The sequence below is a fragment of the Pontibacter indicus genome (assembly GCF_900156345.1).
Taxonomy (GTDB): Bacteria; Bacteroidota; Bacteroidia; order Cytophagales; family Hymenobacteraceae; genus Pontibacter; species Pontibacter indicus.
In genome coordinates, this window is sequence record NZ_FTPP01000001.1 from 278,387 (window position 1) to 304,084 (window position 25,698).

Genomic DNA, 25,698 nt, shown 5'->3' on the forward strand with positions numbered 1-25,698 from the left:
CATTTCGGGGAGATTTGGGTAATACCTGCGATGTAATTTAGACCTTTAGCCATGCGCTTCTTTTTATTCCTCTTCGTCTTCTTACCAGCACTCAGCTTTGCACAAACGGGTGTGATAACGGGCACCGTGCGCGATGCCAATACCAAAGAAGCCCTGATCGGGGTTTCGGTGCAGGTAGTGGGCGCGCAACTCGGGACTGTCACCAACGAGAACGGGGCCTACCGGATCGACAACATTCCGCTGGGCAGCTATACCTTGCAGAGCTCCTACATTGGCTACCAGCAGCTTAGCAAATTCAACGTGAACGTGACCTCAGGCAATGCCCAGATCATCAACTTCGAGCTGGTGCCAGCGGCCAGCCAATTGGGAGAGGTGGAAGTAGTGGCCCGGCGCCGGCAGAGCGCAGCCATCGCCGATATCGTGACGCCGCTGTCGGTGCAGAGCCTGAGCACCGAGGAGATTCGCAGCAACCCGGGTGGTAATTTTGACATTTCGAAAGTAGTGCAGGTGCTGCCGGGCGTGGCAACCAACGGGGCGAACGGCGGTGGGCGCAACGACCTGATCATAAGGGGTGGTGCGCCGAACGAAAACGTATATTACCTCGATGGCATCGAGATTCCGCTCATCAACCACTTCACCACGCAGGGCAGTGCCGGTGGCGCCACGGGTATCATCAACGTGTCCTTTATCGAAGACCTGAAAGTGAGCTCTTCGGCTTTTGATGCTCGTTATGACAATGCGCTGGCCTCGGTATTCGAATTCCGGCAGCGTTATGGCAACCCGGAGCGCTTTTCGGGGAACGTGCGCCTGAGCGGTTCGGAGTTCGCAACTACGCTGGAAGGGCCGCTTTCCCCGAAAACCACCTACCTGGTATCGGCCCGCCGCAGCTACCTGCAGTTTCTGTTCAAACTAATCGACTTACCGATCCGGCCCAACTATTGGGATTTTCAGTACAAAGTAGACCACAAGATCGACAACAAAACCTCGCTTTCCTTTATTGGGGTGGGGGCTATTGACGAGTTTGCCTTCGGCGTACCACGCAAAAGCACGCCCGAGAGCGAGTACATCCTGCGCTCTATACCTTCCAACAACCAATGGAATTACACGACTGGGGTAGCCCTGAAGCGACTCGTGAATGATGGCTATGTGAACGTGGCCCTGAGCCGAAACGCTTTTAATATTGACCTGGAAAAATCGGAGGCTGCGCAGGAGGGAGGCCCCTCGCAACTCACGCTCAAGTCCACTTCACGTGAAACGGAGAACAAGCTGAGGCTGGATGTGAACAAATATAAGAACGGCTTCAAATACGCTTACGGTGTGTCCGGCCAGTACGTGCAGTTTACCAACGACATTTTCAGCCTGATCCGCAACGAAGTACGCGATGAAAGCGGCAACCTGGTACAGCCTGCCATAACCGTAGACTATGACACGAATCTCGACTTTTTCCGGTATGGCGCCTTCGGGCAGGTGTCGCGCTCGGTGCTCAACAACCGGCTGGGGCTGTCTTTCGGCCTGCGATCCGACATGAATTCTTTTACCGACGAAGGTCGCAACCCGCTCAAGACACTATCGCCGCGCCTCTCGGCCTCATACCTGCTCACCGACAAGTGGACGATCAACGGCTCGTGGGGCACCTATTACAAGCTGCCGACCTATACTGTGCTCGGCTATCAGGAAAACAATAATTTCCTCAACCGCTCCGCTGATTACATCCGCTCAATCCACTATGTGCTAGGCACTGAGTTTCTGCCACGCGAGGACCTGCGCTTCACCGTAGAGGGTTTTTACAAAGACTACAGCAACTACCCGGTATCGCTGCGCGACGGCATTTCGCTGGCAAATCAGGGCGGTGATTTTGGCTCAATTGGCAACGAGGCCGTAAGCACGACCGGCAAGGGCAGGGCATACGGAGCGGAGTTTTATGTACAGAAGAAATTGACCGGCACGGTATTCGGCGTGCTTTCCTATACCTATGTGATCAGCGAGTTTGCCGGTACCGACGGCCGCTACGTGTCCAGCGCCTGGGATTACCGCCACCTGGCTTCGGGCTTGCTTGGCAAGAAGTTGCCGCGCAACTGGGAGTTTGGTGCCAAGTACCGCTATGCGGGTGGTGCGCCTACCACGCCTTTTGACCTAGAGGCTTCGCAGCGCAACTATGCCTCGCTGGGCGTAGGTATACTCGACTACGCCCGTCTCAACACCGATCGCCTCCGGCCGTTTAGCCAACTGGATGTGCGCATCGACAAAAAGTGGAACTTTAACCGCATCACTCTCGACCTGTTCCTGGACATCGCCAACGTACTAGGCAGCAACACACCGGGCTATGACCGCTATACCTTCCAGCGCAACGAGGACAACACCGGCTTTGCCACCACCGACGGCAACCCGCTGCGCCTCGACGGCAGCAATGCCATACCTGTCATCCTTAAAAATGACGACGGCAACTTGGTACCCACACTTGGCTTTATCGTGGAGTTCTAGCGTTGGAAATTTGGCTTGCGGGCGTACTTTTTCCCTAAAACCCGTACCTTTGAAATGTAGGTTGCCACGTCAGAAAAAGAACCAGTATGAGCCAGAGAAGATCCGCTTTATACAGTATTTTATTTAACCGCTGCCCGCGCTGCCGGGAGGGTAAAATGTTTACAGGTGGACTTTACACCACCCGCTTTGCGGATATGCACCGGAACTGCCCCTGCTGCGGGCAGGCTTTTGAGCCGGAGCCCGGTTTTTACTATGGCGCCATGTACGTGAGCTTTGCCTTTAACGTGGCCATCTTCATCGTCTCACTCTTCATCCTGTCTCAGTTCGTGGAGAAGATCACCCTGGCGATGATGATCGGTGTGGTGGCAGTTGTGGTGGTGGGTTTGTTGCCCGTCATCTTTAGGTGGTCACGCTCGCTCTACATCCATATCTTTGTGCGCTACGAAGGCCCCTGCAGCGAAATACCCAAAAAAATGCATTCTTAGCACTACCCGTTAGCAGGTACCTGCTATACCTATACCTTTAAACGAGCGCGAGCACCCCGGTAGGCCAGGGTGCTCGCGCGCATGATGGGGCAGCCAGGTTTAATTCACCGAGAAACCCTGCATGGTATACAGAATGCCCAAACCCAGTGACTGGTTGTACTGCACGTCGCTGTCCTGGTCATAGTCGTAGATGAAGTTGGCCATGATGTTGACGTTGATGTAGCGATTCACTTTGGCCGTCAGTGTCGAGTTGAGCAGGTGGTCGATGCGCTTGCCGGACAGCTCTTTGTAATTGATATAAGACATGTAGTTGAGCCGCAGGTTGATGTTGGTGAAGATGTCGCGGTTGTAGCTGGCCTGTACCATGGCGGCCAGCCATTCGGTGCGCACACTTTTGCCCTCTGGCACGCCGTAGCGCTCGTTTTCGGCCACCGCATCATCTGCCAGAAACGTAAAGCGGGGCGCAAAAGGGCTCAGGCGGAGCGAGAAGTAAGGATTGGGCTTGTACTCCGCCCCCAACGCAAACGTCAGGAAACCCGGCGACAGAAAGTTGGAGATCAGGCGGTCGTTGCCGTCAGCGTCCACATCATACTCGTAGCCTCGCGTGAACTGTGACAGGAAGTTGGCCGACACGAACGTATTCCAGTCAGATGAGATCGCATAGCCATACTTGGAATCCAGAAAGATGCGGTCGATGCTTTTACGGTGCTCTTCGCCCTTGTTTTTGAGCAGGCCATACTGCAGCTGCACAGCATTGTCCCAGGAGGTTTTGCCCAGTTTGTAGTCGGCGCGCCCGTCTACGTGTGTGTTGAAGGCAATGGAGCTGATGCCACCCCCTTTCCAGTTGTCGCTGAAGGCCGCTTGGTTGAGATTGATGCCCGCCGAGAAAGTTCTGCGCCAGGTAGTGTCGGGCTCGACCTGTGCCTTGGCGGCGATGAGGGTCGTCAGCATGATCAGGAGGGTGAGTAGAGTTTTCTGCATGTGTAAGCTTTGATGTACGAAACGAATTTGAATGGCAATATCAATTGACATAGGTTTAGTGCTATGCTTTTAAGTCGCTATATAGCGCTTACGCAATTTTGCAGGTATAGGTATTATTTTTTCTGATCAAGCCGGTTTCAAGGAAAGGTTAATTGCTTTCCGGACAGGGAAGAGTTACTGCTGGCCTTCTCTTGTGAAGGGTACAAAAACTACTGGCATTAAGTTGCGGGTGACGGCTTTGCCGCGTTTCTTTTCGATCAGTTTGAGGGTCTGGGTCCTGTAGACCGGCCCGACAGGTATGACCATGCGGCCACCTTCTTTGAGCTGCGCAAACAGGGGAGGAGGCACAGACTCGGCTCCGGCGGTCACCACAATGGCATCGAAGGGGGCGTGTTCTTCCCAACCCGCATAGCCATCGCCGATTTTCACCTCCACGTTATTATAGCCCAGTTGCTTGAGCCGCGCCGCCGCCGCTTTCCCGTGCTCCGGAATGATCTCGATGGTGTATACCTGCTTCACAATCTCAGCCAGCACAGCCGCCTGGTAGCCCGATCCGGTGCCGATCTCCAGCACTTTCATGCCGGGTGTGGGTTCGATCACCTGGGTCATGTAGGCCACCATGTAGGGCTGGGAGATGGTTTGCTTGTGCCCGATGGGCAGGGCGCCGTCAGAGTAGGCTTCTGGGGCGATGGCAGTTGGAACAAAAAGATGACGTTTGACCGTGCGCATGGCATTCAGCACGGCTTTGTCGCTTATACCTCGTCTTTTCAACTGCTGCTCCACCATTTGCTCTCGCTGGGCTTTGTAAGCATCTTCCTGCACCGGAGCGGTTAGCAGCAGCAAAACAAAAATAAATATGTAAACCGGAGAACCCATCGCACCTATACCTGTCACATCTATCCACTTTTTTATACTTCAGGTAAACGAATAAGTTATCATCCCTTTTGTCAAGAAAAATGCCCCGACTCGAGATGAGTCGGGGCATTTAAGATGGTCGTTACAACGCTACGGCTTATCGTTTCAGAATCAGCTTAAAGGTTTTAGAACCAGAGTCACTAACCAGTCGGGCGAAATACATCCCCTCTTTCAAGTCTCTGCCGTTCACCTCAACGCGTGTCATTTCGCCAGCTCTGGAGGTGCCTTCATGCACCTTTTTCACCAGCATGCCCTGCGCGTCGTAGAGGTTGATGCTGTAGTTTTCTGTCTCGCGTACAATAAACTCTACAGTTGTCTGATCGCTGAAAGCGGTCGGATAGGCCATCGCATGGGTAAGATTTGCCGCCTCTGTAATGCACGGACTGCTGGTAGCTCTCTCTGTGTGAAACTTGATGTTGTCGATGGCGGCCGAACCGCTGTACTCATCCATGTCGTTTCTGCCATCGAGCACGACCTTCATCATCATCACGCCTTTGGTGTTGCCCAGATGTACCAGTTGTTTACTATTTATACCCAGCGGCTTAAGGTATACCTTGTTCAACTCTTTGCCATCCACATCATACAGGTATACCCACGACATCTGTTCGTATGTGTCCATGCCTACTACATTTAATGATTCCATGGTTACCGGGCCAATAGCTGAGAAATCCAGAATCAGCTCGCCTCCCCATCGGGTAGCATCCGGCAAATCGTTCCAGTATTCGTTAATGATAAGGGCATTACCCCAGTCAGTAGTGTACAGATTGGTGTCATCGCCTGTCGGGTCTTGCGTGTCGAAGATGGCTGCGTAGTTTTCTGGTGCATAGCTGCCATCCCCGTTACGCTTTCTGCCAGTCAGCGCCACGGGTCCTGCTTCCGTGTCAATGCTTGTGATCAGGCCTCGCTTCTCGCTGTTGAAATCAATCGTGTGTTGTGTGATTTCCGCTTGGGTTGAGCTAGGTGTTACTACAACGCTGGTAGAGGCAGTGCAGCTACCGGCCGGGTCAGCAACGGTCAAGGTATAGGTTCCCGCTACTTTCACCACCGGATTTTGCTCTGCTGAGGTATAGCCATTTGGACCCGTCCAGCTATAGGTTGCCCCTTCGGCTGAGGATGAGCCCGTAAGTTGTACAGTTCCGGTGGCGCAATCCAGCTGGCCGCCTGTGGCGCTCACCGTCAGTTCCTCGTCCCAGATAACTTTCACCACATCTTCAACTTGGCAGCCGCTTTCTGCATTAGTGACTACCATTGTGTAAATGCCTGGGGCGTCTACAATGGGGGTGAAAGTCTTTTCGCCCGACACAATGTTACCCCCATGACTTGCAAACCATGCCACCTGGCCTGTACCTGAGCCTTCCAGGGTGACAGTGTGATTCTGGCAAGTCAGCTTTTTGTCTGGACCGGCGCTGCCCTCAGGCTTAGCCTTTTGAGAAATATACAGTGTCGCGGTTGAAGTTAGTCCGGTAGCCATGTGTGTTACCACAATTGTATAATCGCCAGGCTCTGTAATGGTTGTCCACAACCCTTCCGCCGTGAAATCGTTCGGGCCGGACCAGCTGTAGGTAAGGCCTTCAGATATGACTCTTTCATTCAGTGTCACGTAAGGAGATAAGGTAATAGGCGTGCTATCACAATCAAATTGTACTGCATGCCCAATACCGAGATATACAGCTAATTTATTTTCTTCTTCACGGGTAACTTTCACCGTGTCTTCAAAAGTGCAAGAGGTACGGGTGTTAGTAACTCTCATAGTTTAAGTTCCCGGGGCGTCCACCACTGGATTGAACGTTCGTTCTCCTGATACAATGTTGCCCCCGTCGCTCGCAAACCATACAACAGCTTGATCACTTCCTGAACCCTCGAGGGTGACGGTGCTGTTTTGGCTAGTCAGAACTTTGTCCGGCCCCGCGCTGCCCGTCGGTTGCATAGGAGGGCTTATAACAAGTGAGGCGGATGCAGTAAGATTTCGGATTGTATCTGTCACCACTATTGTATATTCTCCTGGTTCGGTAACTCCAACCCTTTTGTTATTGGAAGAAAATCCATTCGGTCCACTCCATTGGTAAGTGATTCCTTCACTTACATACTCTTCATTGAATATGGCGTAACCATCCAGAGTAGCATGGTTGGGCCCTGGACAAGTAAATCGGAGGGGAGAACTAAAAATACGGGCTGTAAATGTGTTTTCTTCTCTCGTAACCACTGCCTCGTCCTGCATGGTGCAGCCACTGGAATGGGTCAATGTGAGTGTGTAAGTGCCCGCCGCATCTACTACAGGCGTTAGGGTATTTGCCCCTGAAACGATGTTGCCGCCATTACTTGCCGTCCACATCGGTGTAACGTCACCTCTCATGTGACCCTCTAATGTGACAGTGGCATCCCCGGGGAACAGCTTTTTATCCTGACCGGCAAATCAGTTAGGGAAGTTAATACCTTCCACCACAAATTCACTTGAAGCGGAGCAAGAAAGATCAGTAAGGGGAGAGCAGTCCTTCGTATTCCTTACGGAAAGTGTATACCTGCCTGGCTCGGTAACTACGAGATCTTTTTCAGTGGATATAACTTTAAAAAAATCTTTAATTGTATTTCTCCATTCATAGGTAATTCCTTCTTCCGTGTACATGTCGTTTACTCTAACATATGATCTTATCATCACTGAGGTATTATTGCAATCCAGAAAGGCTTCTGGTGTCGAAGCAAAAAGGCTTACGGTTATATATTTTCTAGTATCGGCTGCTTGAGCAGTGCCGCCATTTGCCAGTAGGCTATTATTGAGGCCAACAGCATAGAAAAATAAAAAACAGAGAAGTAACTGCCGTAGCATAAATGTTCTTCGCCCATGCGGGAAATTTTAATGAATTGTGCAAGTAAAATTTTTTTTCATAGTGGTAATGTGTTTGTAATCAGAAATTGAATTTGAAACATGGTGGGAAATTATAAGCAAGGCGCTGCCACGCAGGGACTTTTTCATGTCTCGCTCTGTTTGCAGGTGCCTGCTTATTAATTAGGATTGCTTATGTAAGCAGCGGATCAGCTTCCTAACTTGGCGTAGGGGAATGAAAGCAAAGTTGATAAAGTGGTAAGATTTTTTTCATAGCAAGTGGATGTAGAGTATTTAAATATGATTATATCTATATATTGATTCTAAAAGCTGTCATCTTAATCGATGGAAATATTGCCATTTTAGAATGTCCTTAACTGGCAATACGTTATAGTATTAATTTTATTTACATAATTTTTTAAAATATTCTCTTTCTTATCTAAATCGGGTGAAAAAACGATTTTATTTAGTATATATAAAATTAATTAAAGTTAAAAAGGCGCATTAATTTAAAAGTCTATTGGTGGAAATTGTACTGGTAATAGGTTGATGCTTATTTAATTAAGCAATGAAAGTGCCCGGTTGCCACTGGTTTTATTTACTAGCAGTGCAAATCGCGACGGCTATGGCACTTAAGTGGTATAGGATTTACCTGCTGATTGGGTTGATATAATTCTTCCTGAACCCGCTTTCTGCAGGCTTCATGTGTTGTGTTTTTAACGGACAGACCTCTTTTGCTAATTTGTAAAAATTCATTTCTTATATATCAGAAACTTCCTTTATATTTAAAGCTCATTTTCCTTGTTGGTATTTTCAGGTATGGCATTCAGTAACTTTCAGTCGCTCTTAATCCGAGGCGCAGCGGCGTGTGCTTTGATCTTGTCTTTCAGTGCTTGCTCTCAAAGTGAAGAGCTTATTGTAGAGGAGGATTGCGAACTTCATGTAGAGGCACCTGAAACCTTTACGCCCACCGTTGCCACCAAACTCGGCAAGCAGGTCGACTCCCTTTTCACACAGTTGCACAAAAGAAGGGGCTTCAACGGCACCGTGCTTGTCACCAAGTATGACCAGATCATTTACCGGGGCGCTTTTGGCTATGCCGATTTCAAGACAAAAGACACCCTGAGCACCCAAACCGTGTTTCAGCTGGCCTCCGTGTCGAAGCAATTCACAGCAGTGGCCGTCATGATGCTGAAAGAGCAGGGCAAGCTCAACTACGAGGACAGCCTGCAGGTATACATCCCGGATTTCCCTTACAAAGGCATCACCATCAAACAGCTGCTCACGCACCGCTCCGGCCTGCCCAACTATACCTATTTCAGCGACGAACTGTGGCCCGACCGCAAAGTGGACCTCAGCAACGATGATGTGCTGAGCATGATGGCCGTTCACAAACCAAACATCTATTACCAGCCGGATCGTACTTTCAGTTACAGTAACACAGGCTATGCGTTGCTTGCTTCTGTCGTAGAAAAAGCCTCAGGACAGCCTTTTGCTGAGTTCATGCACGAACACATTTTCGAGCCGCTCAAAATGAACAGCACCTATACCTTTAACCACGAACTGGTTGCCCAGACTGGTAAGGTGGCTTCGGGGCACATAGGCGGTCGCCGCAAACGCCTGCCCGACTACCAGGACACGGTGCTGGGCGACAAAGGCATGTACTCTACTGTAGAGGACCTGTATAAGTGGGATCAGGCGCTCTATACCCAAAAACTGGTGCGTCGTGAAACGCTGGAGGAGGCTTTCTCACCGACTGGGAAGTTCAATAGGAAAGATGAGTCTTATGGGTACGGCTGGCGCATCAAGCAGCTGGAGAGCGGCGATACCGTTGTATACCACGGCGGTCTGTGGCACGGCTTCAACACCTATTTCCTGCGCAACCCCAACGACCACAGTTCCATCATCGTGCTCAGTAACCTGACTAACGGAAGCCTGAACTACATGAAGGACGTGCGAAACTTTATGTATCCGGCCCGCCCGAAAAATGCACAAAGACCAGTGCAGGTAGCAAGCGCCCGATAATATGACGCTATGAACCCGATGAAGCAACAGCAATTTCCAGCCGATTTTATCGAATACCTGCGCTCTTATACCCTTGTAGGTGTGAAAGGAGGCACAGCGCGCGAAACCTTTCTTAATATCTGGATGGTGGAAGTGGCGGGAAGAGTTTTTGCCCGCAGCTGGGCCAAAAGCAACAAAAGCTGGTTTACGGCTTTTCTGGAAGAAGGCGCCGGGCAGCTGCAGTATGGTCAGCGTGTACTGAATGTACGAGGCGTGCAAACGCATGACGCCGAGCTGAATTTGCTTATTGACGATGCTTACAAAGCTAAGTACACGCAGGAACACAACCTGCCCTATGTGGCCGGCATCACCCAACCAGAGTACCACTACTATACGATGGAGTTTATTTTTGATGGCCTTCCTGCTTAGCTCCTGATCAGCGGGTTGTATATCCGGAGTCACATGGTCTGATTTTTATTTTGTGAAGCGGCTAGAGCACTTCTTAATTGATTGGCGCTCGTACAAGCAGAGACAGGCCTGTGTTTTCTGCAATCAGGCTATACAAAATTTACAGGTATGGAAATTTCCCGAATCAAGGCCTTCATGGCTGAAATGGACAGCGCTATCGATCAACTGCTTCCTGAGTTGGAGGAGATCTACAAAGACCTTCACCAGAACCCCGAGTTGTCGATGGAGGAATTCCGGACGGCCAAAATCGCAGCAGATTACCTGACCCAGTACCAGTTCGAGGTTTCGACAGGCATAGGCGTGACCGGTGTGGTCGGAGTTTTGAGGAATGGTGAAGGACCGGTCGTGATGCTGCGGGCAGATATGGATGCACTCCCCGTCACGGAAGCCGCTGGCCTGCCCTATGCCAGTACCAAGATAGCCCGCGACGAAAATGGGGTAGAGGTAGGAGTGTCGCACATGTGTGGCCACGACCTGCACGTGACCTGGCTGATGGGCATCGCCAGGCTGTTCTCGGAGCGCCGCGACCTATGGAAAGGCACCATACTGGCTGTCTTTCAGCCCGGCGAAGAAGTTGGCCGGGGTGCCCAAAGCATGGTAGACGATGGCATGATGGATCGCTTCCCGAAACCGGATATTATTCTGGGGCAGCATGTCATGGTAGGTGAGGCAGGTACGGTCGGGTATCGAAGCGGCGCTATCCTGGCGGCAGGCAACAGTCTGCAGGTAAAGTTATTTGGTCGTGGTGGGCATGGCTCCCAGCCGCAAACCACCGTTGATCCTGTGGTGCTGGCGGCTGCTACCACCCTGCGCCTGCAAACCATTATTTCCCGTGAAGTAGCCCCGATAGAGAATGCCGTGCTGACCATAGGTGCCCTGCAGGCCGGTACCAAAGAAAACATCATCCCAGAAGATGCCACCCTCAAACTAAACATCCGCACTTTTAAAGAAGAAGTGAAGGACCAGATCCTAACCGCAGTCAAGCGCATCTGCTGTGCCGAGTGTGCCGCTTCCAACGCGCCCAGAGACCCCGAGTTTACGGAACTGTCCAGCTACCCGATAACCGAGAACGATACCGAAGCCACAGCGAAAGTGGGCAGCGCTTTTGCCGCGCAGTTTGGTGACAGATCGCACGAGACCAAACCCGCTTCTGGAAGCGAGGATTTCAGTGTTTTCGGTAGGAGTTGGGGGGTACCCTACGTTTTTTGGTTTGTCGGTGGAACAGATCCTGCACTGTACCTGGAAGCGAAAAGAAACAATCAACTGAAAGCTATACCTAGCAACCACTCACAAAAGTTTGCGCCGGTCATACACCCAACCCTCAAGACAGGATTGCAGGCGATGATGACAGCGGCCGCAGCCTGGCTCGACTAACATCCGCTGCCCACTTTCAAACCAGATCTGTTTTTTCGCTACAGCGCCTGCTGCCGGATCGCCTCTACCTCGGCCAGTGCCCGCTCCAGTGGCTCTCCCAGGATGCGGCTGCCGGTTTCGGTGATCAGCAGGTCGTCTTCAATGCGGACGCCGCCGAAATCACGGTAGGTATCCAGCTTTTCAAAGTTGATGAACTGCTGGGCTACTTTGTCGTTTCGGCGCATGTCGATCAGTTCGGGAATGATGTAGATGCCTGGCTCCACCGTCAGCACAAAGCCCGGCTCCAGCGCACGTCCCAGGCGCAACGACTTCAGCCCGAATTCAGTGCTCTTGCGCAGTTCCGGGGTATAGCCCACGTACTGTTCGCCCAGGTTTTCCATGTCGTGCACGTCCATGCCCATCATGTGGCCCAGGCCGCACTGGAAGAACATGGTATGGGCACCTGCCTGCACCGCTTCTTCGGTGTCGCCGCGCATCAGGCCTACCTGTTTCAACCCGTCTGTGAGTTTGCGGCAGGCCAGCAGGTGCACGTCTTTGTAGAGCATGCCCGGTTTCAGGGCAGCCATGGCCGCTTCGTGTGTCTCCAGCACGACCTGGTAGAGTTCGCGCTGCCGCTCCGTAAAGGTAGGGCCAACCGGGAAGGTACGGGTCATGTCGCCGGCGTAGCCTGCTGCAGTTTGGATGCCGCCGTCAAAGAGGAGCATATCGCCGTCACGCAGGGTGTTGCCGCGGTAGTGGTTGTGCAGGATCTGGCCCTGCGTAGTGCAAATCACCGGGAAGGAGAGGAGGTTGCCGGTTGCTTCTGCGTAGCGAAGCGCTTCAGAGGCCACTTCGTGCTCTTTCATGCCTTCGCGAGCAAACTGCATCACGCTGCGGTGCATACGCGCGGTATAGGTAACGGCCTTCTCGATCTCCTGTATTTCTGCATCGGACTTGATAGTGCGTTGCGCCACCACGGCCTGAATCAGGGATAGGCTCGGCTCCAGGGCAGTTTTTCCGGTCCAGTTTTGTAGTTTCAGCTGGTGCTCCGGGCGGTAAGGCGGCAGGTAATGGATGTTTTTAGCCCCGGCCAGGTAGTTGGCTACCTTCTCAGTTGGCATTACCTTGTGCACGCCCACCTGTACGGCCAGCGAGGCCAAGCTGGGCAGCGCACCGGTCCACACCACATCATCTAAACTTTGCTCCGGCCCGAAAAGGATCACCTCGTCGCCGTCTACATCAATAATGCCTGTCAGGCCGGCCAGGTCGAGCCCGAAGTAGTAGCGGAAGGTGCTGTCCTGATAAAAAGGGTACCAGTTGTCCTGGTAGTTCATGCCTGCTTCCTCGTTGCCCAGGAGCAGGATCAGGTCTCCGCCGAGTTGTTGTTTCAGTTGCAGGCGGCGTTGGGTATAGGTGTTTGCATCAAACATATAAGATGAATCAAATTAGGTTTATACTTTGGTTACACTTGCCTGACGGCGGAATTCGCGCGGGGTGATGCCGATGGTCTTGATGAAGACGCGGTTAAAGTGCGACAGGTTGGCAAAGCCGCAGGTGAAGGCGATGCTGGCGATGGTCTGGTCGGAGTGCAACAGGGCCTGGCAGGCGTTACTTAAACGCAATTCATTCAGAAATGTGACCAGCGTTTTGCGGGTACGTTCTTTAAAGAAACGGCAAAAGGCTTCACGGCTCATGTTGGCGACCGAGGCCACTTCCTCCAGGGTGAGCTGCCGGTGACTTTCTTCCACCAGAAACTCGAGCACCTGCTCCATGCGCTTGCCTTCGCGTTCGCTCAGGTTGTGCATCTGATCGGCCAGGTTCAGGCGCTGCAGCGTCGCCTGGTGCATGAGCATGTCGACCAGTTGCAGGGCACTCACCACTTTCTCGAGCTTGCTTTTATGTTGCAGCTGCCGTACCTGTTCCACGAAGTGTTCCTGCGCTTCTAGGCTTACCCGGTAGCAACCATTCTGCTGCTCAAAAAACTCCTTTACTTCCTGCATTTCCTCGGAGGCCCAAAAGGCCTCGCCAAAAGCGCGCAGGTCAAAAAACAGGATGATGCTGTGGCACTGCCTGGCTTCTTCCGGCTGGTAATACACGTCGTCGCTGCGGAACACATGGGGCACGTTCTGGCCCAGCAGGAAAATATCGCCGGGCCCGAAGCGGCCGATGTAGTCGCCCACGATCAGTTTGCCTTCGCCCTCCAGGATGCAGCTCAGCTGGATTTCGGGGTGCTGGTGCAGCTTGTCGTAGAAGTATGGCTGGCGGTCCACCTGGTAGCGGATCAGCTCTTTGCTCGGCTTCGGTATTTTAAACGGGATGACCTTCATGCTGGTACCATGTTAACTAATATCCGCATCACTTGCAAAATACAAGTCAATATTCTATTAGTTCTTATTAATCGAGTACAGGATTTTGCCTGTTTTATACCATACCTTTGAAATAGAACCAAAACAATTCTGATCATGATTAACTGGAACGGAGTATTCCCCGCACTTACCACGAAATTTCATGCTGACGGCAGCCTTGACTTTGATACCTTCTTCAAGAACGTAGACGCCCAGCTGGAAGCGGGTGTGGACGGCATTATCCTGGGCGGTACCCTGGGAGAAGCCAGCGTACTGCGCACCGAGGAGAAACAGGAGCTCACCCGTAGAGCGATTGCCTATGTGGCAGGCAGGGTGCCGGTTGTGATGAACATCGCCGAAGGTGCCACGCAGGAAGCTATTTTACGTGCCCGCGAGGCAGAAGAGATGGGTGCAGACGGTTTGATGCTGCTCCCGCCCATGCGCTACTACTCCGATCACCGCGAGACGGTCGCTTTCTTCAAAGCCGTAGCTGAAAGCACTTCGCTTCCCATCATGATCTACAACAACCCCGTAGACTATAAGCGAAGTATCACCCTGGAAATGTTCGATGAGCTGATCGTGCACGAGAACATCCAGGCCGTAAAAGAATCGACCCGCGATCTGACCAACGTAACACGTATGCTCAACCGCTACGGCGACCGCATCAAAATCCTATGCGGGGTAGATACGCTGGCCTTGGAGAGCCTGTTCATGGGCGCGCACGGCTGGGTAGCCGGTCTGGTGTGTGCTTTCCCGAAAGAGTCGATGGCGATGTTCAAACTGGCCAAAGCAGGCAGAGCACAGGAAGCGCTGGAGATCTACCGCTGGTTTATGCCGCTGCTGGAGCTGGATATTCACCCGAAGCTAGTGCAGTACATCAAGCTGGCTGAGCAGATGGAAGGCATCGGGACGGAGCATGTACGTGCCCCGCGTCTGCCATTGATCGGCGAAGAGCGTGAGGCCGTGATTGCTACCATTAAAAAGGGAATCGAAACAAGGCCGCAGCTGTCTGATTTTAAAGAAGAAGCCTATGCTGTATAACGAAGCTTTAACGAACGCCGAGCAGACGTTTGAATCATACAAGAAAACCTCCCCGGCACAGCGAGCACAGCTATTGCGAGGTATAGCGGAAGCCATTGAGGCGCTGGGGGATGAACTGTTGGAAACGGCCAGCCGGGAGAGTAATCTCCCACTGGCCCGCCTGACGGGCGAGCGCGGGCGCACCTGCAACCAGTTGCGCCTGTTCGCTGACCTGGTGGAAGAGGGCTCCTGGGTGGAGGCGACCATCGACACCGCCTTGCCTGACCGTCAGCCTTTGCCGCGCCCCGACCTGCGCCGCATGCTGGTGCCGCTCGGGCCTGTGGTGGTGTTCGGGGCAAGTAACTTTCCGCTCGCCTTCTCCACTGCCGGCGGCGACACGGCTTCCGCACTGGCGGCGGGCTGTACCGTGGTCTACAAAGAACATCCGGGCCATCCGCAAACCTCGCAACTGGTCCACAAAGCCATCACCGAGGCCCTGCAAAAGCACGGACTTCCGGAAGGCGTGTTCCAGCATGTGAGCGGCGGCGTGGAAGTGGGACAGGAGCTGGTGAAGCATCCTGCGACAAAGGCTGTGGCTTTTACCGGATCGTACAAGGGTGGCAAAGCTATTTTCGACCTGGCCATGCAGCGTGAAGTGCCCATACCGGTATACGCCGAGATGGGCAGTACTAACCCTATATTTATTCTTCCGGAAAAACTAATGGAGAATACTGCTGAGCTGGCGCATCAGGCGGCGGCATCGGTATTGTTAGGATCTGGGCAATTCTGTACCTGTCCGGGCTTGCTATTTGTGCCGGAGACGGCGGTAACAAATGCGTTTATGGAAACGCTGGAAGCTGAGCTTGCCACGGCGAGTCCTGCTAAAATGCTGCACGACGGTATCGCCGGCAACTATTACAAGGGACTCGAAAAGCTCCTGCAAGCAGAAGGCGTGCAGGCCCTGGTGCAGCAGGAAGCTGATGTGCTGGAAGGACGTGCCGCCCTGGCCAGTACCAGCGCCGCGCAGTGGCTGCAGAATCCGGACCTGCAAGAGGAGATTTTCGGGCCCTTTACCCTCGTGGTCAGGTATAGCAATGCTCAGGAACTGATTGCAGCCGCCAAAGCACTGGAGGGCCAGCTGACTTGTACACTCTGGGGCATCGACCAGGAACGTGAGTTGCAGCAAGCGCTAACCGATGTGCTGCGCGACAAGTGCGGTCGCCTGTTGTACTCCGGCGTACCAACCGGCGTGGAAGTCAGTTATGCCATGACGCACGGCGGGCCTTTCCCGGCCACGACCGATAGCCGTAGCACTTCTGTGGGCACCTACGCCATCAATCGTTTTGCCCGGCCGGTTACGTTTCAGTCGGCTCCGCAGGCACTCTTGCCAACAGAGCTGCAGGACGAGAACCGCAGCGGCCTCTGGCGCACCATCAACGGAAAACTTTCCCAAAGCAGCCTATAAGGATACCTATGGCCAGAAAAACATTCTTTTGCATCGATGCCCATACCTGCGGCAACCCGGTGCGCCTGGTGGCAAGCGGCGGCCCTGTGCTGCAGGGCCACAACATGAGCGAAAAGCGCCTACACTTTCTCCGGGAGTACGACTGGATCCGGAAAGGATTGATGTTTGAGCCTCGCGGCCACGACATGATGTCGGGCAGCATCCTGTATCCGCCGCACGAACCCGAAAATGATGTGGCCGTGCTCTACATCGAAACCAGCGGCTGCCTGCCCATGTGCGGGCACGGCACCATCGGCACTGTTACGATCGCGCTGGAGGAAGGCCTGATCACCCCTAAAGTACCCGGCCAGCTGCGTCTTGAAACACCAGCCGGCCTGGTGCGGGTGCAGTATACCCAGGAAGGAGACAAAGTGAAATCGGTGAAGCTGACCAACGTGCCGGCCTACCTGGATTCAGAAAACCTGACGGTAGAGTGCCCGGAACTGGGGACGCTGAAAGTGGATGTGGCCTATGGTGGTAATTTCTACGCTATTGTGGACCCGCAGGAGAACTTCCAGGGTATAGAAAACCATACCGCCGACAAGCTCATCTCTTGGAGCCGCGTGCTGCGCCAGCGTCTGAACGAGCAGTATACCTTCGTGCACCCCGATAATCCGGCGATCAAAGGCCTTTCGCACATCCTCTGGACCGGCAAGCCATTGGCGACTACTTCCACGGCCCGTAATGCGGTTTTCTACGGGGACAAGGCCATTGACCGCTCCCCCTGCGGCACCGGCACCTCGGCCCGCATGGCGCAGTGGTATGCCAAGGGCAAGCTGAAACCGGGACAGAAGTTCATCCACGAAAGTATCATTGGCTCTATCTTCACCGGCACCATCGAGGAGGAGACGACCGTGGCGGGTAAACCGGCGATTTACCCCGGCATCGAAGGCTGGGCGATCATCACCGGACACAACACCATCTTTTTTGATGACGAGGATCCCTATGTTCACGGTTTCCAGGTAATCTGATATGAGCAACGTAACGATAATCGGAGGGGGCATCGTGGGCCTGTTTACGGCCTACTACCTCTCAGAAGAGGGCTTCGAGGTGACCCTCCTCGACCAGGGCGACATGCAGCAGGGTTGCTCCACAGGCAATGCCGGCATGATCGTGCCGAGCCATATTGTACCGCTGGCTTCGCCGGGTATGATCAGCAAAGGACTGAAGTGGATGTTCTCCGCTACCAGTCCTTTTTACATTCACCCCCGTTTGGACAGGCGTCTGCTGCAATGGTGCCTGCACTTCTACCGTGCCTCCAATAAAAAGCATGTGGAGCACAGCATCCCCTACCTGAAAAACCTGAGCCTGCTGAGCAAGCGGCTATACCTGAATTTTGCGCTGCAGCACCCCGAGTCGCAGATCGGCCTGGAAGAGAAAGGCCTCTTGATGCTGTACAGGACACCTGAAATGGAGCGGGAAGAAATCGAAATGGCCCACCTGGCTAACCAGCACGGCTTGGAGGCAACCGTGCTGTCGCGGGAGGAAGCGCAGCAACTCGAACCAAACGTGGAACTGGACGTGCGCGGGGCGGTGCATTTCACAGGCGATGCGCACCTGGACCCTGCCCGGCTGCATTGCTTTCTCAAAGACTATCTAACAGCTAAAGGCGTCAAGCTGGTGTCGCAGGCGCAAGTGCTGAAGTTCGAACACAAAGGCGACCGGATACGCGCTATCGTCACGACCAAAGGCGATTTTAATTGCGATCAATTGATCGTTTGCGCCGGGGCCTGGTCCGGGCAACTGGCCAGCAAACTGGGCATTTACCTGCCCATGCTTTCGGGCAAGGGATATAGCTTCATGCAGCAAAACCAGCCGGCCTTGCAGGTGCCTGCTATATTGTGTGAGCGAAAAGTAGCCGTGACTCCTTTTGGCGAGCAGGTGCGTTTCGGCGGCACGATGGAGATTACGGGCACTGACCACAGCATCAACCAACAGCGCGTGCGTGGCATTTTCGACTCCATCTCAAACTACTATACCAGCTTCCAGCCTACCTTTCCGGAGCCGGGCAAGGTATGGAGCGGCCTGCGGCCCTGCTCACCGGATGGCTTGCCGTACATCGGCGCTACGCAGCGCTGGAGCAATGTGCTGTTTGGCACCGGCCACAGCATGATGGGCCTGAGTCTGGCACCGGCAACCGGCAAAGTGCTCGCCGAACAGCTGCTACAAAGAAAAGCGCAGCTGCTCACGGATGCCTTCTCGCCGGACAGGTATAACTAAGGCTTTTTGGGAGGAATTTCTGGCTAAACCTTGAAGTCTCTTTTTTTGACGGTGCTTCCGCTGCATATGTTGTCAATAACAGCTGTTTCGGACATGCTTGCCCGGAACCAGGTCTACTGCGGACTTCCGAGTACGCGTTCTGCAGCAACACAGTGACAAGGATGTCCCCAGCAGAGGGCTTTTGGACATGGTTGTCTGAAAGAGCAGGTACTAAAATGATAGGTACTATTTCAGTTCTGTAGCTTATTAATAATTATAGGGCTTCAAATAATTCTGTATATTTCCTTATGGCTTTCTAACATGAAAGCTGATCTTCTATAGGTATTCTGCAGAAGATATTATCCCACATTGCATCATTATTCAACATAACGACTCAGGTATGCATCACTTCAAACTCCGAACCCTCTTGCTGCAGCTGTTGCTGCTTGTTGTTACTATAACCGCTTCCTTCGCCCAAGGCAACCAGTCGCGCCAGTGGCTAAAAGCCGGAAACTCCTATGTGCAGGCTGAGGAGGGGCAGTTGGTGAGGTATACGTTGCCGGACGGGACTACCAGCGCTTTCCTGGAAAAGGCAGCCCTTATACCTGCTGGCAAAACCGAGCCACTAAAAATTCGGAACTTTGCTTTATCTGCCGACGAACAGAAAGTACTGCTCTATACCAATACCCAGAAGGTGTGGCGCTACGATACCCGGGGCGACTACTGGGTGTATGACCTACAGACAAAACAGCTGCGTCAACTCGGAGCCGGAAGACCAGAGTCGTCGCTGATGTTTGCCAAATTCTCGCCCGATGGAGGCAAAGTGGCTTACGTGAGCGAAAACAACATCTATGTAGAAGACCTGCAGAGCGGGCAGCAAACGCAACTGACGAAAGACGGCACCCGCAAGCTCATCAACGGCACCTTCGACTGGGCCTATGAAGAAGAATTTTCTGCCCGCGACGGCTTCCGTTGGAGCCCCGACAGCAAATCGATTGCCTACTGGCAGCTGGATGCAAGGCAGGTGAAGGACTACATTATGTTCGACATGCTGGATGGTGTCTATGCCAAAGTGATTCCGGTGGAGTATCCGGTGGCCGGGGAAACACCCTCGCCCTACAAAATCGGTGTGGTAGACATCAACAGCGCTGCAACCCGCTGGATGGAAATCCCCGGTGACCCGAGCAACACCTACCTGCCTCGCATGGAATGGGCCACTTCTGCCGACGAACTGATCGTGCAGCAGCTGAGCCGTAAGCAAAACGAAAGCACGCTATACCTTTGCAATACCACAACCGGCAAAGCCAGGCAGATCTACAAGGAGCAGGACGAAGCCTGGATCGATATCCAGCCGAACTGGGACAGGTCCTACGGCAATGGCGGCTGGGACTGGCTCAATGGCGGCAAAGAGTTTCTGTGGGCGAGCGAGAAAGACGGCTGGCGTCACCTTTATCGGGTGAGCCGCGATGGAAAAAAAGAAACATTGATCACCAAGGGCGATTACGATGTGATGGAGATTGCCGGCATTGACGAGAAGGGAAGCTACGTTTACTTCATGGCCTCGCCTGAGAACGCCACCCAGAAGTACCTGTACCGCACCCGCCTGAATGGCAAAGGCAAGGCAGAACGCCTGTCGCCGGCATCGCAGCCGGGCACCCATACCTATACCCTGTCGCCCAATGCCGGGTATGCGCAGCACCGCTTTTCCAACTACTATACCCGGCCTGCAAGTGAGTGGGTGTCGCTGCCCGATCACAAAGCCTTAGGCGGTGAAAGTGCTGTACAAAAGGCCCTCGCCAATGCCGATAAAGCGGCCAGTGGCGTAGAATTCCTCAAAATCAAAACAGCTGATGGCGTGGAAATGGATGCCTGGATGGCGAAGCCCGCCAACTTCGATCCGAAGAAAAAGTACCCCATCGTTTTCTATGTGTACTCTGAACCAGCCAGCCAAACCGTGACAGACACCTATGGCGCAGGCCGTAACTACCTTTACAAAGGCAACATGGCCGAGGATGGCTACATTTATGTGTCGGTCGACAACCGCGGCACGCCCGGTCCAAAGGGAAGAAACTGGCGCAAGAGCATTTACCGGAAAGTAGGCCAGCTGAACATCGCTGACCAGGCAGCGGCGGCACGTGAGTTGCTCAAGCTGCCTTATGTTGATTCAGAAAGGGTGGCCGTATGGGGCTGGAGCGGCGGCGGATCCGCCACGCTCAACCTGCTTTTCCAGCATCCCGACATTTACAAAACAGGCATCTCGGTGGCTGCTGTAGCCAATCAGCTCACCTACGACAACATTTACCAGGAGCGCTACATGGGCCTGCCGCAGGAAAACCGCGAAGACTTTGTACAAGGCTCACCGCTTACCCACTCCAAAAACCTGCAGGGTAATTTGCTTTACATCCACGGCACCGGCGACGACAACGTGCACTACAACAATGCCGAGCAGCTGGTAAACGAGCTTATCAAGCATAACAAGCAGTTCCAGTTCATGCCATACCCGAACCGCTCGCACAGCATTTCGGAAGGGGAGGGGACAGGAGAGCATCTATCGACCTTATTCACCAATTTCCTGAAGCAGCACTGCCCGCCGGGAGGCAGATAGTAGAAAGCTAGGCTATTAAAGAGGCCCGGCAGGTAGAACGAAACGCTACCTGCTGGGCCTCTCTTGTTTAAGAGCGAATTTGGCAGCCGCTGGTATAATGTCCTTACCATTATGGCGGAAAGCGCTCTTACGCCTCCCTAGCCTTTTTGATGTGGATTGGTAAACGGAATTGAAATACCATTCCTGTAAGGCAGCAAGCCAGGTATAAGCGTATAATTTAGAATATGAAGCATGGGTAAGTATTAGGGCAAAGTGCTTAGTAAACAGGCTGTCAAGTACAGAATTGAATCAGTTATTAAGAAACTCAAAAAACTTAAGCTATGAAAAGACTAGAAAACAAAGTAGCGATTATCACAGGTGGCGCCGGCAGCATCGGACAAATCACGGCCAGGCTGTTTTTAGAGGAAGGAGCCAAAGTGATGCTGGTCGATTTGAAAGAAGACGCACTGCAAAAAGCGGCTGATGAATTGGGCGGCCAAAATGTGCAGTACTGCGCCGCCGATGTGACCAAATCAGAAGATGTGCAGCGCTATGTGAATGACACAGTTAAGGCCTTCGGTAAGGTTGATGTCTTCTTTAACAACGCAGGTATAGAAGGCGTGGTGAAACCGATAACCGATTACCCGGAGGAGATGTTTGACAGGGTGATCGCGGTCAATGTGAAAGGTGCCTGGTTGGGCGTGAAATACGTGCTGCCGCAAATGAACGACAGGGGCAGCATCATCAATACTTCATCCGTGGCGGGGATCAACGGCAGCCCCAATGTAAGCGCCTACATCACCAGCAAACACGCGGTGGTAGGCATCATGCGGGCCGTGGCCGTAGAGGCGGCTCCTCGAAAGATACGCGTGAACTCCGTGCATCCTTCCCCAGTCGATAACCGGATGATGCGCTCGCTGGAAGAAGGCTTCGCGCCAGGCCATGCCGAAGCGGCCAAAAAGGAACTGGAGAAAACGATTCCACTGGGCAGGTATGCCGAACCCGAGGAGATCGCGCAACTCGTGCTGTTTCTGGCCAGCGACGACAGCCGCTTCATAACCGGTACCACCCAAGTGATTGACGGCGGACTCAGCGTTATGTAAGGAGTGTGCAAAAACAAGGTATAGAGCTCTTGAAAGACCTGCAGCAAATCCTCTGATTTCTGAGGATAATTTCAGGGGCTCTGTGCCTCGTTTATTAAGCTCCTCAGCAAATTCTCAGTTCTTATTTATGAGTAGCTCTGAACTGTTCGGGTGTGAGACCCAGGTGTTTTTTGAAAAAGCGGAAGAAATACGTGTTGTCAAAGTACCCGAGCTCGTGGGCTATTTGGGAACTGGTTAAATCAGAATGCACTAAAAGGCGTTGTGCCTCCAGTATGATCCGGTATTGCAGGAGCTCTTTGGTAGTTTTGCCAATGGCCTGTTTGCAGATTTCGTTCAGTTGCTTTGTAGTGACATGCAAATGATCTGCGTAGAAGGCCACTGTTTTATGCTCCCTGTAGTGTAGGTTGATGAGTCGTTCCAGGTTTTGGAGTAGCGTCTGCTCTTTACCGACCGGTGCTGTGGTGCTGCCATCTGGCAGGAATATCCGGGTGAGCTTCAACAGCAATATATCCAGGTATCTGCTCAGGATGATGTTCCGCATCGGAGCGTCCAGCTCATATTCCAGTCGTAGCATTTGCAGTACTGGCGTTAGCGTGGCTTCATCGTTTTCTGAAAGGTGTATGACCGGACTATAGAGGAGTGCATTAAAGAAAGGAAAATCGGAGAGTAGTTGATCGGGGTATGCTCTGGTATAAAACTCCTGCGTGAAGAAAACGACGAATCCGTCGGCATCATTGGAGAGCGTCCAGCTGTGCACCTGCCCGGGCGTCAGCAGGAACACGGTTCCCGGTTTCACATCGTAGGTCCTGAAATCGATGGTATGCACCCCTGTTCCCTGTGTGACCAAGAGGATAATGTAAAAGTCGTGCTTATGGGGCTCACGGATAAACAGATGCTCTTTTAAGTGTGTTGCGAAAGAACTGAAGTAGAAATACCGGTCTTTGTTGGCAAGAGCCTCGAAGTCCTGAATCTGGTAAATGGGCAAATGTTCTTTTTGCATGAGCGCTTGTTCGTTGCTGAAGAATCGATGGCAGGGTGAGCCTGGTCCCCGTGGTAAGCCGGGCTTAGGCGTAAAAGTACAGCATTTAGTCCTTTTTTTGCCGTCAGAACCGAAAGTGGTTTGTGTATTTTTGTACTGTAGCATACAACAGCAGTACAAGAACATGAAAAATTCATTATTATACAGTATAGCCAACGCTAAATGCCCGCGATGCCGCGAAGGAAACATGTTTCCGGAGGGCACGCTTTATACAACCAATTTCGCCACCATGCACAAGTCCTGCCCTTGCTGCGGACAGGTCTTTGAGCCGGAGGTTGGCTATTATTACGGCGCCATGTACGTGAGTTTCGCTTTCAACGTGGCCATTTTCCTGGTATCGCTCTTTATTCTTTATCAGTTTGTGGAAGAGGTGACCATGGCCATGATGATCGGGGTAGTGGCTGTTACCGTGATTGGATTTTTGCCAGTCATTTTCCGTTTGTCAAGGGCTATCTGGATTAGTATTTTTGTAAGGTATGAGGGGCCAGGTAGCCAGATTCCAAAGAAATAAACAGCCTAGCCTTAAGATGAGAGATTGTTGCAAGACCGGGGATCAAGAGCCTCCCGCAAACTGGAGAAAATGGACCAGGTGGCTCGCTTATGCTGCTGTCTCCGTCTCTTTAGCCACTGTGCTCCTACAACAGCTAGCACAATAATGATGAAGAGGTGAATATTCAAGATATGAAAAAAGCAATCGTTTATTTTATAGCTCCTGCCATGCTGCTGATGACCTCCTGCAGCAGCGAGGAGGGACAAAGTGCGCAGACGCAGGCAACACCTGTGGAGGCAAGTGTACCGCAAGAGAGTGCTGCCAGTCAAATGCATGCTACTCATGTAGTAGCTAATCAGGCAACAATTACGAGTCTGCCAGCCATGGCTGAGGGAGGCCTGCCAAAAGAACTGGTTTGCATGGTGAACAACGCCTACATGGGCAAAGACCAGTTCCTGGTTGAGTTTGAAGGCAAGCAGTATTATGGCTGCTGTGAAATGTGCGTGAAGACAATTCAGAATCAAAAACAGGTACGCGTCGCGCTGGATCCCTTTACCGGAAAAGAGGTAGATAAAGCTGCCGCCTTTATAGCCCTGAAGCCTGGCAGCAACAGCGATGTGCTATACTTTGAGTCGGAAGAGAACTACAGGAAATTTATTAATTAAAGCAATACAGTAACTTCGGTTGCCAGCAAACAGATGAAAAGCCGCTTCGGGTATACCTGAAGCGGCTTTTGTTATTTATCTCGTCAACTCACGTAAGACAGAAGGAAACACCAGGCTCATTATGAGAAAAATCAGGTATAGGTAGGGAAAATAAGAATAGCTGCCTTTCAGAAAATGCACTTAGTAACTGCACTGGCCGCAAGGCGTTGATAGTATAGTACTTCACTTTATTTTTTGGCTGATGAGAAGGAGGATGGTATTCGGTTTCAGGTTCAGTCTGATACTTATACTCTTTATACTCCCTGCTTTTAGATGTGATGCGCAGGTTCTATCAGGGGAAGTATTTGCGGGTACAGCCTGGAATTTACCCACAAACTTAAAAATAAAGCAGCCCGGCGAAAACGACATTGTTTTTAAAGCCCGCTACCGCACAAGGCCCTTCGTAGGCTCACCGTACTATGCCTACCGGGTTGGTTTCCAGCAATGGTCGCTGGAGCTGGTTCACCACAAACTATACCTTCAGAATCCGCCTCCGGAGATTGAGCACTTTGAGGTTTCGCACGGGTATAACATGGTCATGCTGAGCAGAGCGCTGTCCTATATGCAAAACCCATCTCTTTTCAGGCTTGGCTTCGGTATAGTAGTTGGCCATCCGGAGGGGAGCATAAGAGGGAGGAAAATCAATCCGGTGAAAAGTTTGCTTGGAGGCGGCTATCATCTTTCAGGTATAAGTTTTCAAGCCTCCATTGGCCCACAACTGAAAATCACGGATCATTGGTTTTTCCGGCCCGAAGCTAAGCTGACTGCCGCCTGGGCACGGTTTCCTTTAGTGGGAGGTGGATCTGCACGTGTACCTAATATTGCCTTTCATACCTTGGTGGGGGTGGGTTACCAGGGGAGCTATAAAGGAGCTGCCAGGTAGGATTTCGTATCGACCTAAGACATGGGTAATTTGCTGCACGTTCACACAGCCTTGCTTACATAGAATAAAGTGTTCACTCAAAGCCGCCGAAAAGCTACCTTTCGTTTTTTTTCGGATGCCCGAAATAGCATAAGAATCGTAAAAATATCTGTTGCGCACGTTAAAGTGCGTTTCAGAAACTGTCCTCCTGTATCCGCAGACTGCTTCAATCAGTTTACAACACCCTGTTCTTCAACAGCTGTAACCGTCTTATAACGATACAGCCGCAACGAAGAGATTATACCCTACGCCCCCTGGATAGCAATTTACTTATCAATCG

General features: G+C 52.3%; 21 protein-coding genes. 14 read left to right on the forward strand and 7 right to left on the reverse strand.

The window, feature by feature from the left end:
* Positions 1-51: 51 nt before the first annotated feature.
* Positions 52-2,481 carry a TonB-dependent receptor gene (locus B0B12_RS01185; protein WP_076665687.1) on the forward strand — a complete coding sequence of 810 codons (2,430 nt, stop codon included), beginning with the start codon at positions 52-54 and terminating at the stop codon, positions 2,479-2,481.
* A 194-nt stretch (positions 2,482-2,675) separates the two neighbouring features.
* The gene (locus tag B0B12_RS01190) at positions 2,676-2,966 is read left to right on the forward strand and encodes a DUF983 domain-containing protein (RefSeq protein WP_244554556.1); all 291 of its coding nucleotides are present in this window, start codon (positions 2,676-2,678) and stop codon (positions 2,964-2,966) included.
* 99 nt (positions 2,967-3,065) lie between these two features.
* Here the strand turns inward: B0B12_RS01190 and B0B12_RS01195 are convergent, their stop codons facing one another.
* The 4 genes from B0B12_RS01195 to B0B12_RS20165 form a co-directional block, all read right to left on the reverse strand.
* Positions 3,066-3,947: a DUF3078 domain-containing protein gene (locus tag B0B12_RS01195; RefSeq protein ID WP_076665689.1), complete on the reverse strand. Its 882-nt coding sequence runs from the start codon at positions 3,945-3,947 to the stop codon at positions 3,066-3,068.
* 174 nt (positions 3,948-4,121) lie between these two features.
* On the reverse strand, positions 4,122-4,790 hold the full coding sequence (locus B0B12_RS01200; protein ID WP_244554557.1) for a protein-L-isoaspartate(D-aspartate) O-methyltransferase: 669 nt from the start codon (positions 4,788-4,790) through the stop codon (positions 4,122-4,124).
* A 169-nt stretch (positions 4,791-4,959) separates the two neighbouring features.
* A complete protein-coding gene (locus B0B12_RS19920; RefSeq protein ID WP_170871796.1) occupies positions 4,960-6,462 on the reverse strand; it encodes a T9SS type A sorting domain-containing protein in 1,503 nt (500 codons plus the stop codon).
* Between the two features lie 813 nt (positions 6,463-7,275).
* Positions 7,276-7,686 carry a hypothetical protein gene (locus tag B0B12_RS20165; RefSeq protein WP_076665692.1) on the reverse strand — a complete coding sequence of 137 codons (411 nt, stop codon included), beginning with the start codon at positions 7,684-7,686 and terminating at the stop codon, positions 7,276-7,278.
* A gap of 816 nt (positions 7,687-8,502) precedes the next feature.
* On the opposite strand from B0B12_RS20165, the gene B0B12_RS01220 reads away from it, so the two are divergent.
* The 3 genes from B0B12_RS01220 (at position 8,503) to B0B12_RS01230 (ending at position 11,529) form a co-directional block, all read left to right on the forward strand.
* A complete protein-coding gene (locus tag B0B12_RS01220; protein ID WP_083704043.1) occupies positions 8,503-9,708 on the forward strand; it encodes a serine hydrolase domain-containing protein in 1,206 nt (401 codons plus the stop codon).
* 9 nt (positions 9,709-9,717) lie between these two features.
* Positions 9,718-10,116: a DUF2255 family protein gene (locus B0B12_RS01225; RefSeq protein ID WP_139337743.1), complete on the forward strand. Its 399-nt coding sequence runs from the start codon at positions 9,718-9,720 to the stop codon at positions 10,114-10,116.
* 147 nt (positions 10,117-10,263) lie between these two features.
* On the forward strand, positions 10,264-11,529 hold the full coding sequence (locus tag B0B12_RS01230; RefSeq protein WP_076665693.1) for an amidohydrolase: 1,266 nt from the start codon (positions 10,264-10,266) through the stop codon (positions 11,527-11,529).
* A gap of 38 nt (positions 11,530-11,567) precedes the next feature.
* Here B0B12_RS01230 and B0B12_RS01235 read toward each other — a convergent pair whose 3' ends face one another.
* Positions 11,568-12,938, reverse strand: coding sequence for an aminopeptidase P family protein (locus tag B0B12_RS01235; protein ID WP_076665694.1), 1,371 nt, complete (start codon positions 12,936-12,938; stop codon positions 11,568-11,570).
* Positions 12,939-12,959: 21 nt separating this feature from the next.
* Positions 12,960-13,835 carry an AraC family transcriptional regulator gene (locus B0B12_RS01240; protein WP_076665695.1) on the reverse strand — a complete coding sequence of 292 codons (876 nt, stop codon included), beginning with the start codon at positions 13,833-13,835 and terminating at the stop codon, positions 12,960-12,962.
* A gap of 138 nt (positions 13,836-13,973) precedes the next feature.
* On the opposite strand from B0B12_RS01240, the gene B0B12_RS01245 reads away from it, so the two are divergent.
* The 6 genes from B0B12_RS01245 to B0B12_RS01270 all read left to right on the forward strand — a co-directional run bounded on the left by B0B12_RS01245 (position 13,974) and on the right by B0B12_RS01270 (position 22,263).
* Positions 13,974-14,894, forward strand: a complete 921-nt coding sequence (locus tag B0B12_RS01245; RefSeq protein ID WP_076667570.1) for a dihydrodipicolinate synthase family protein — start codon at positions 13,974-13,976, stop codon at positions 14,892-14,894.
* Entirely contained in the window at positions 14,884-16,338 is a 1,455-nt protein-coding gene (locus B0B12_RS01250) for an aldehyde dehydrogenase (NADP(+)) (protein ID WP_076665696.1), read from the forward strand. Before B0B12_RS01245 ends, B0B12_RS01250 begins: the two co-directional genes overlap by 11 nt.
* 8 nt (positions 16,339-16,346) lie before the next feature.
* On the forward strand, positions 16,347-17,348 hold the full coding sequence (locus B0B12_RS01255; RefSeq protein WP_076665697.1) for a 4-hydroxyproline epimerase: 1,002 nt from the start codon (positions 16,347-16,349) through the stop codon (positions 17,346-17,348).
* A 1-nt stretch (position 17,349) separates the two neighbouring features.
* Positions 17,350-18,597, forward strand: coding sequence for an NAD(P)/FAD-dependent oxidoreductase (locus tag B0B12_RS01260; RefSeq protein WP_076665698.1), 1,248 nt, complete (start codon positions 17,350-17,352; stop codon positions 18,595-18,597).
* Between the two features lie 379 nt (positions 18,598-18,976).
* On the forward strand, positions 18,977-21,181 hold the full coding sequence (locus B0B12_RS01265) for a S9 family peptidase (RefSeq protein ID WP_076665699.1): 2,205 nt from the start codon (positions 18,977-18,979) through the stop codon (positions 21,179-21,181).
* 320 nt (positions 21,182-21,501) lie between these two features.
* Positions 21,502-22,263, forward strand: coding sequence for an SDR family NAD(P)-dependent oxidoreductase (locus B0B12_RS01270; RefSeq protein WP_076665700.1), 762 nt, complete (start codon positions 21,502-21,504; stop codon positions 22,261-22,263).
* Between the two features lie 121 nt (positions 22,264-22,384).
* Here the strand turns inward: B0B12_RS01270 and B0B12_RS01275 are convergent, their stop codons facing one another.
* Positions 22,385-23,263 (reverse strand): AraC family transcriptional regulator, encoded by an 879-nt coding sequence (locus B0B12_RS01275; protein WP_076665701.1) that lies wholly within the window; start codon positions 23,261-23,263, stop codon positions 22,385-22,387.
* 163 nt (positions 23,264-23,426) lie between these two features.
* On the opposite strand from B0B12_RS01275, the gene B0B12_RS01280 reads away from it, so the two are divergent.
* The 3 genes from B0B12_RS01280 (at position 23,427) to B0B12_RS01290 (ending at position 25,379) form a co-directional block, all read left to right on the forward strand.
* The gene (locus B0B12_RS01280) at positions 23,427-23,813 is read left to right on the forward strand and encodes a DUF983 domain-containing protein (protein WP_244554558.1); all 387 of its coding nucleotides are present in this window, start codon (positions 23,427-23,429) and stop codon (positions 23,811-23,813) included.
* A gap of 170 nt (positions 23,814-23,983) precedes the next feature.
* The gene (locus B0B12_RS01285) at positions 23,984-24,457 is read left to right on the forward strand and encodes a hypothetical protein (protein WP_076665702.1); all 474 of its coding nucleotides are present in this window, start codon (positions 23,984-23,986) and stop codon (positions 24,455-24,457) included.
* A 241-nt stretch (positions 24,458-24,698) separates the two neighbouring features.
* Positions 24,699-25,379: a hypothetical protein gene (locus tag B0B12_RS01290; protein ID WP_139337744.1), complete on the forward strand. Its 681-nt coding sequence runs from the start codon at positions 24,699-24,701 to the stop codon at positions 25,377-25,379.
* Positions 25,380-25,698 lie beyond the last annotated feature (319 nt).

What these genes read in the sequence shown, in the direction of transcription:
- B0B12_RS01270 (WP_076665700.1), top strand. Translation starts at nt 21,502, where the DNA reads ATGAAAAGACTAGAAAACAAAGTAGCGATTATCACAGGTGGCGCCGGC.
- B0B12_RS01260 (WP_076665698.1), top strand. Translation starts at nt 17,350, where the DNA reads ATGAGCAACGTAACGATAATCGGAGGGGGCATCGTGGGCCTGTTTACG.
- B0B12_RS01190 (WP_244554556.1), top strand. Translation starts at nt 2,676, where the DNA reads ATGCACCGGAACTGCCCCTGCTGCGGGCAGGCTTTTGAGCCGGAGCCC.
- B0B12_RS01250 (WP_076665696.1), top strand. Translation starts at nt 14,884, where the DNA reads ATGCTGTATAACGAAGCTTTAACGAACGCCGAGCAGACGTTTGAATCA.
- B0B12_RS01225 (WP_139337743.1), top strand. Translation starts at nt 9,718, where the DNA reads ATGAACCCGATGAAGCAACAGCAATTTCCAGCCGATTTTATCGAATAC.
- B0B12_RS01265 (WP_076665699.1), top strand. Translation starts at nt 18,977, where the DNA reads ATGCATCACTTCAAACTCCGAACCCTCTTGCTGCAGCTGTTGCTGCTT.
- B0B12_RS01275 (WP_076665701.1), bottom strand. Translation starts at nt 23,263, where the DNA reads ATGCAAAAAGAACATTTGCCCATTTACCAGATTCAGGACTTCGAGGCT.
- B0B12_RS01220 (WP_083704043.1), top strand. Translation starts at nt 8,503, where the DNA reads ATGGCATTCAGTAACTTTCAGTCGCTCTTAATCCGAGGCGCAGCGGCG.
- B0B12_RS01290 (WP_139337744.1), top strand. Translation starts at nt 24,699, where the DNA reads ATGAGAAGGAGGATGGTATTCGGTTTCAGGTTCAGTCTGATACTTATA.
- B0B12_RS01195 (WP_076665689.1), bottom strand. Translation starts at nt 3,947, where the DNA reads ATGCAGAAAACTCTACTCACCCTCCTGATCATGCTGACGACCCTCATC.
- B0B12_RS01255 (WP_076665697.1), top strand. Translation starts at nt 16,347, where the DNA reads ATGGCCAGAAAAACATTCTTTTGCATCGATGCCCATACCTGCGGCAAC.
- B0B12_RS01185 (WP_076665687.1), top strand. Translation starts at nt 52, where the DNA reads ATGCGCTTCTTTTTATTCCTCTTCGTCTTCTTACCAGCACTCAGCTTT.
- B0B12_RS01235 (WP_076665694.1), bottom strand. Translation starts at nt 12,938, where the DNA reads ATGTTTGATGCAAACACCTATACCCAACGCCGCCTGCAACTGAAACAA.
- B0B12_RS20165 (WP_076665692.1), bottom strand. Translation starts at nt 7,686, where the DNA reads ATGCTACGGCAGTTACTTCTCTGTTTTTTATTTTTCTATGCTGTTGGC.
- B0B12_RS01280 (WP_244554558.1), top strand. Translation starts at nt 23,427, where the DNA reads ATGAAAAATTCATTATTATACAGTATAGCCAACGCTAAATGCCCGCGA.
- B0B12_RS01285 (WP_076665702.1), top strand. Translation starts at nt 23,984, where the DNA reads ATGAAAAAAGCAATCGTTTATTTTATAGCTCCTGCCATGCTGCTGATG.
- B0B12_RS01240 (WP_076665695.1), bottom strand. Translation starts at nt 13,835, where the DNA reads ATGAAGGTCATCCCGTTTAAAATACCGAAGCCGAGCAAAGAGCTGATC.
- B0B12_RS01230 (WP_076665693.1), top strand. Translation starts at nt 10,264, where the DNA reads ATGGAAATTTCCCGAATCAAGGCCTTCATGGCTGAAATGGACAGCGCT.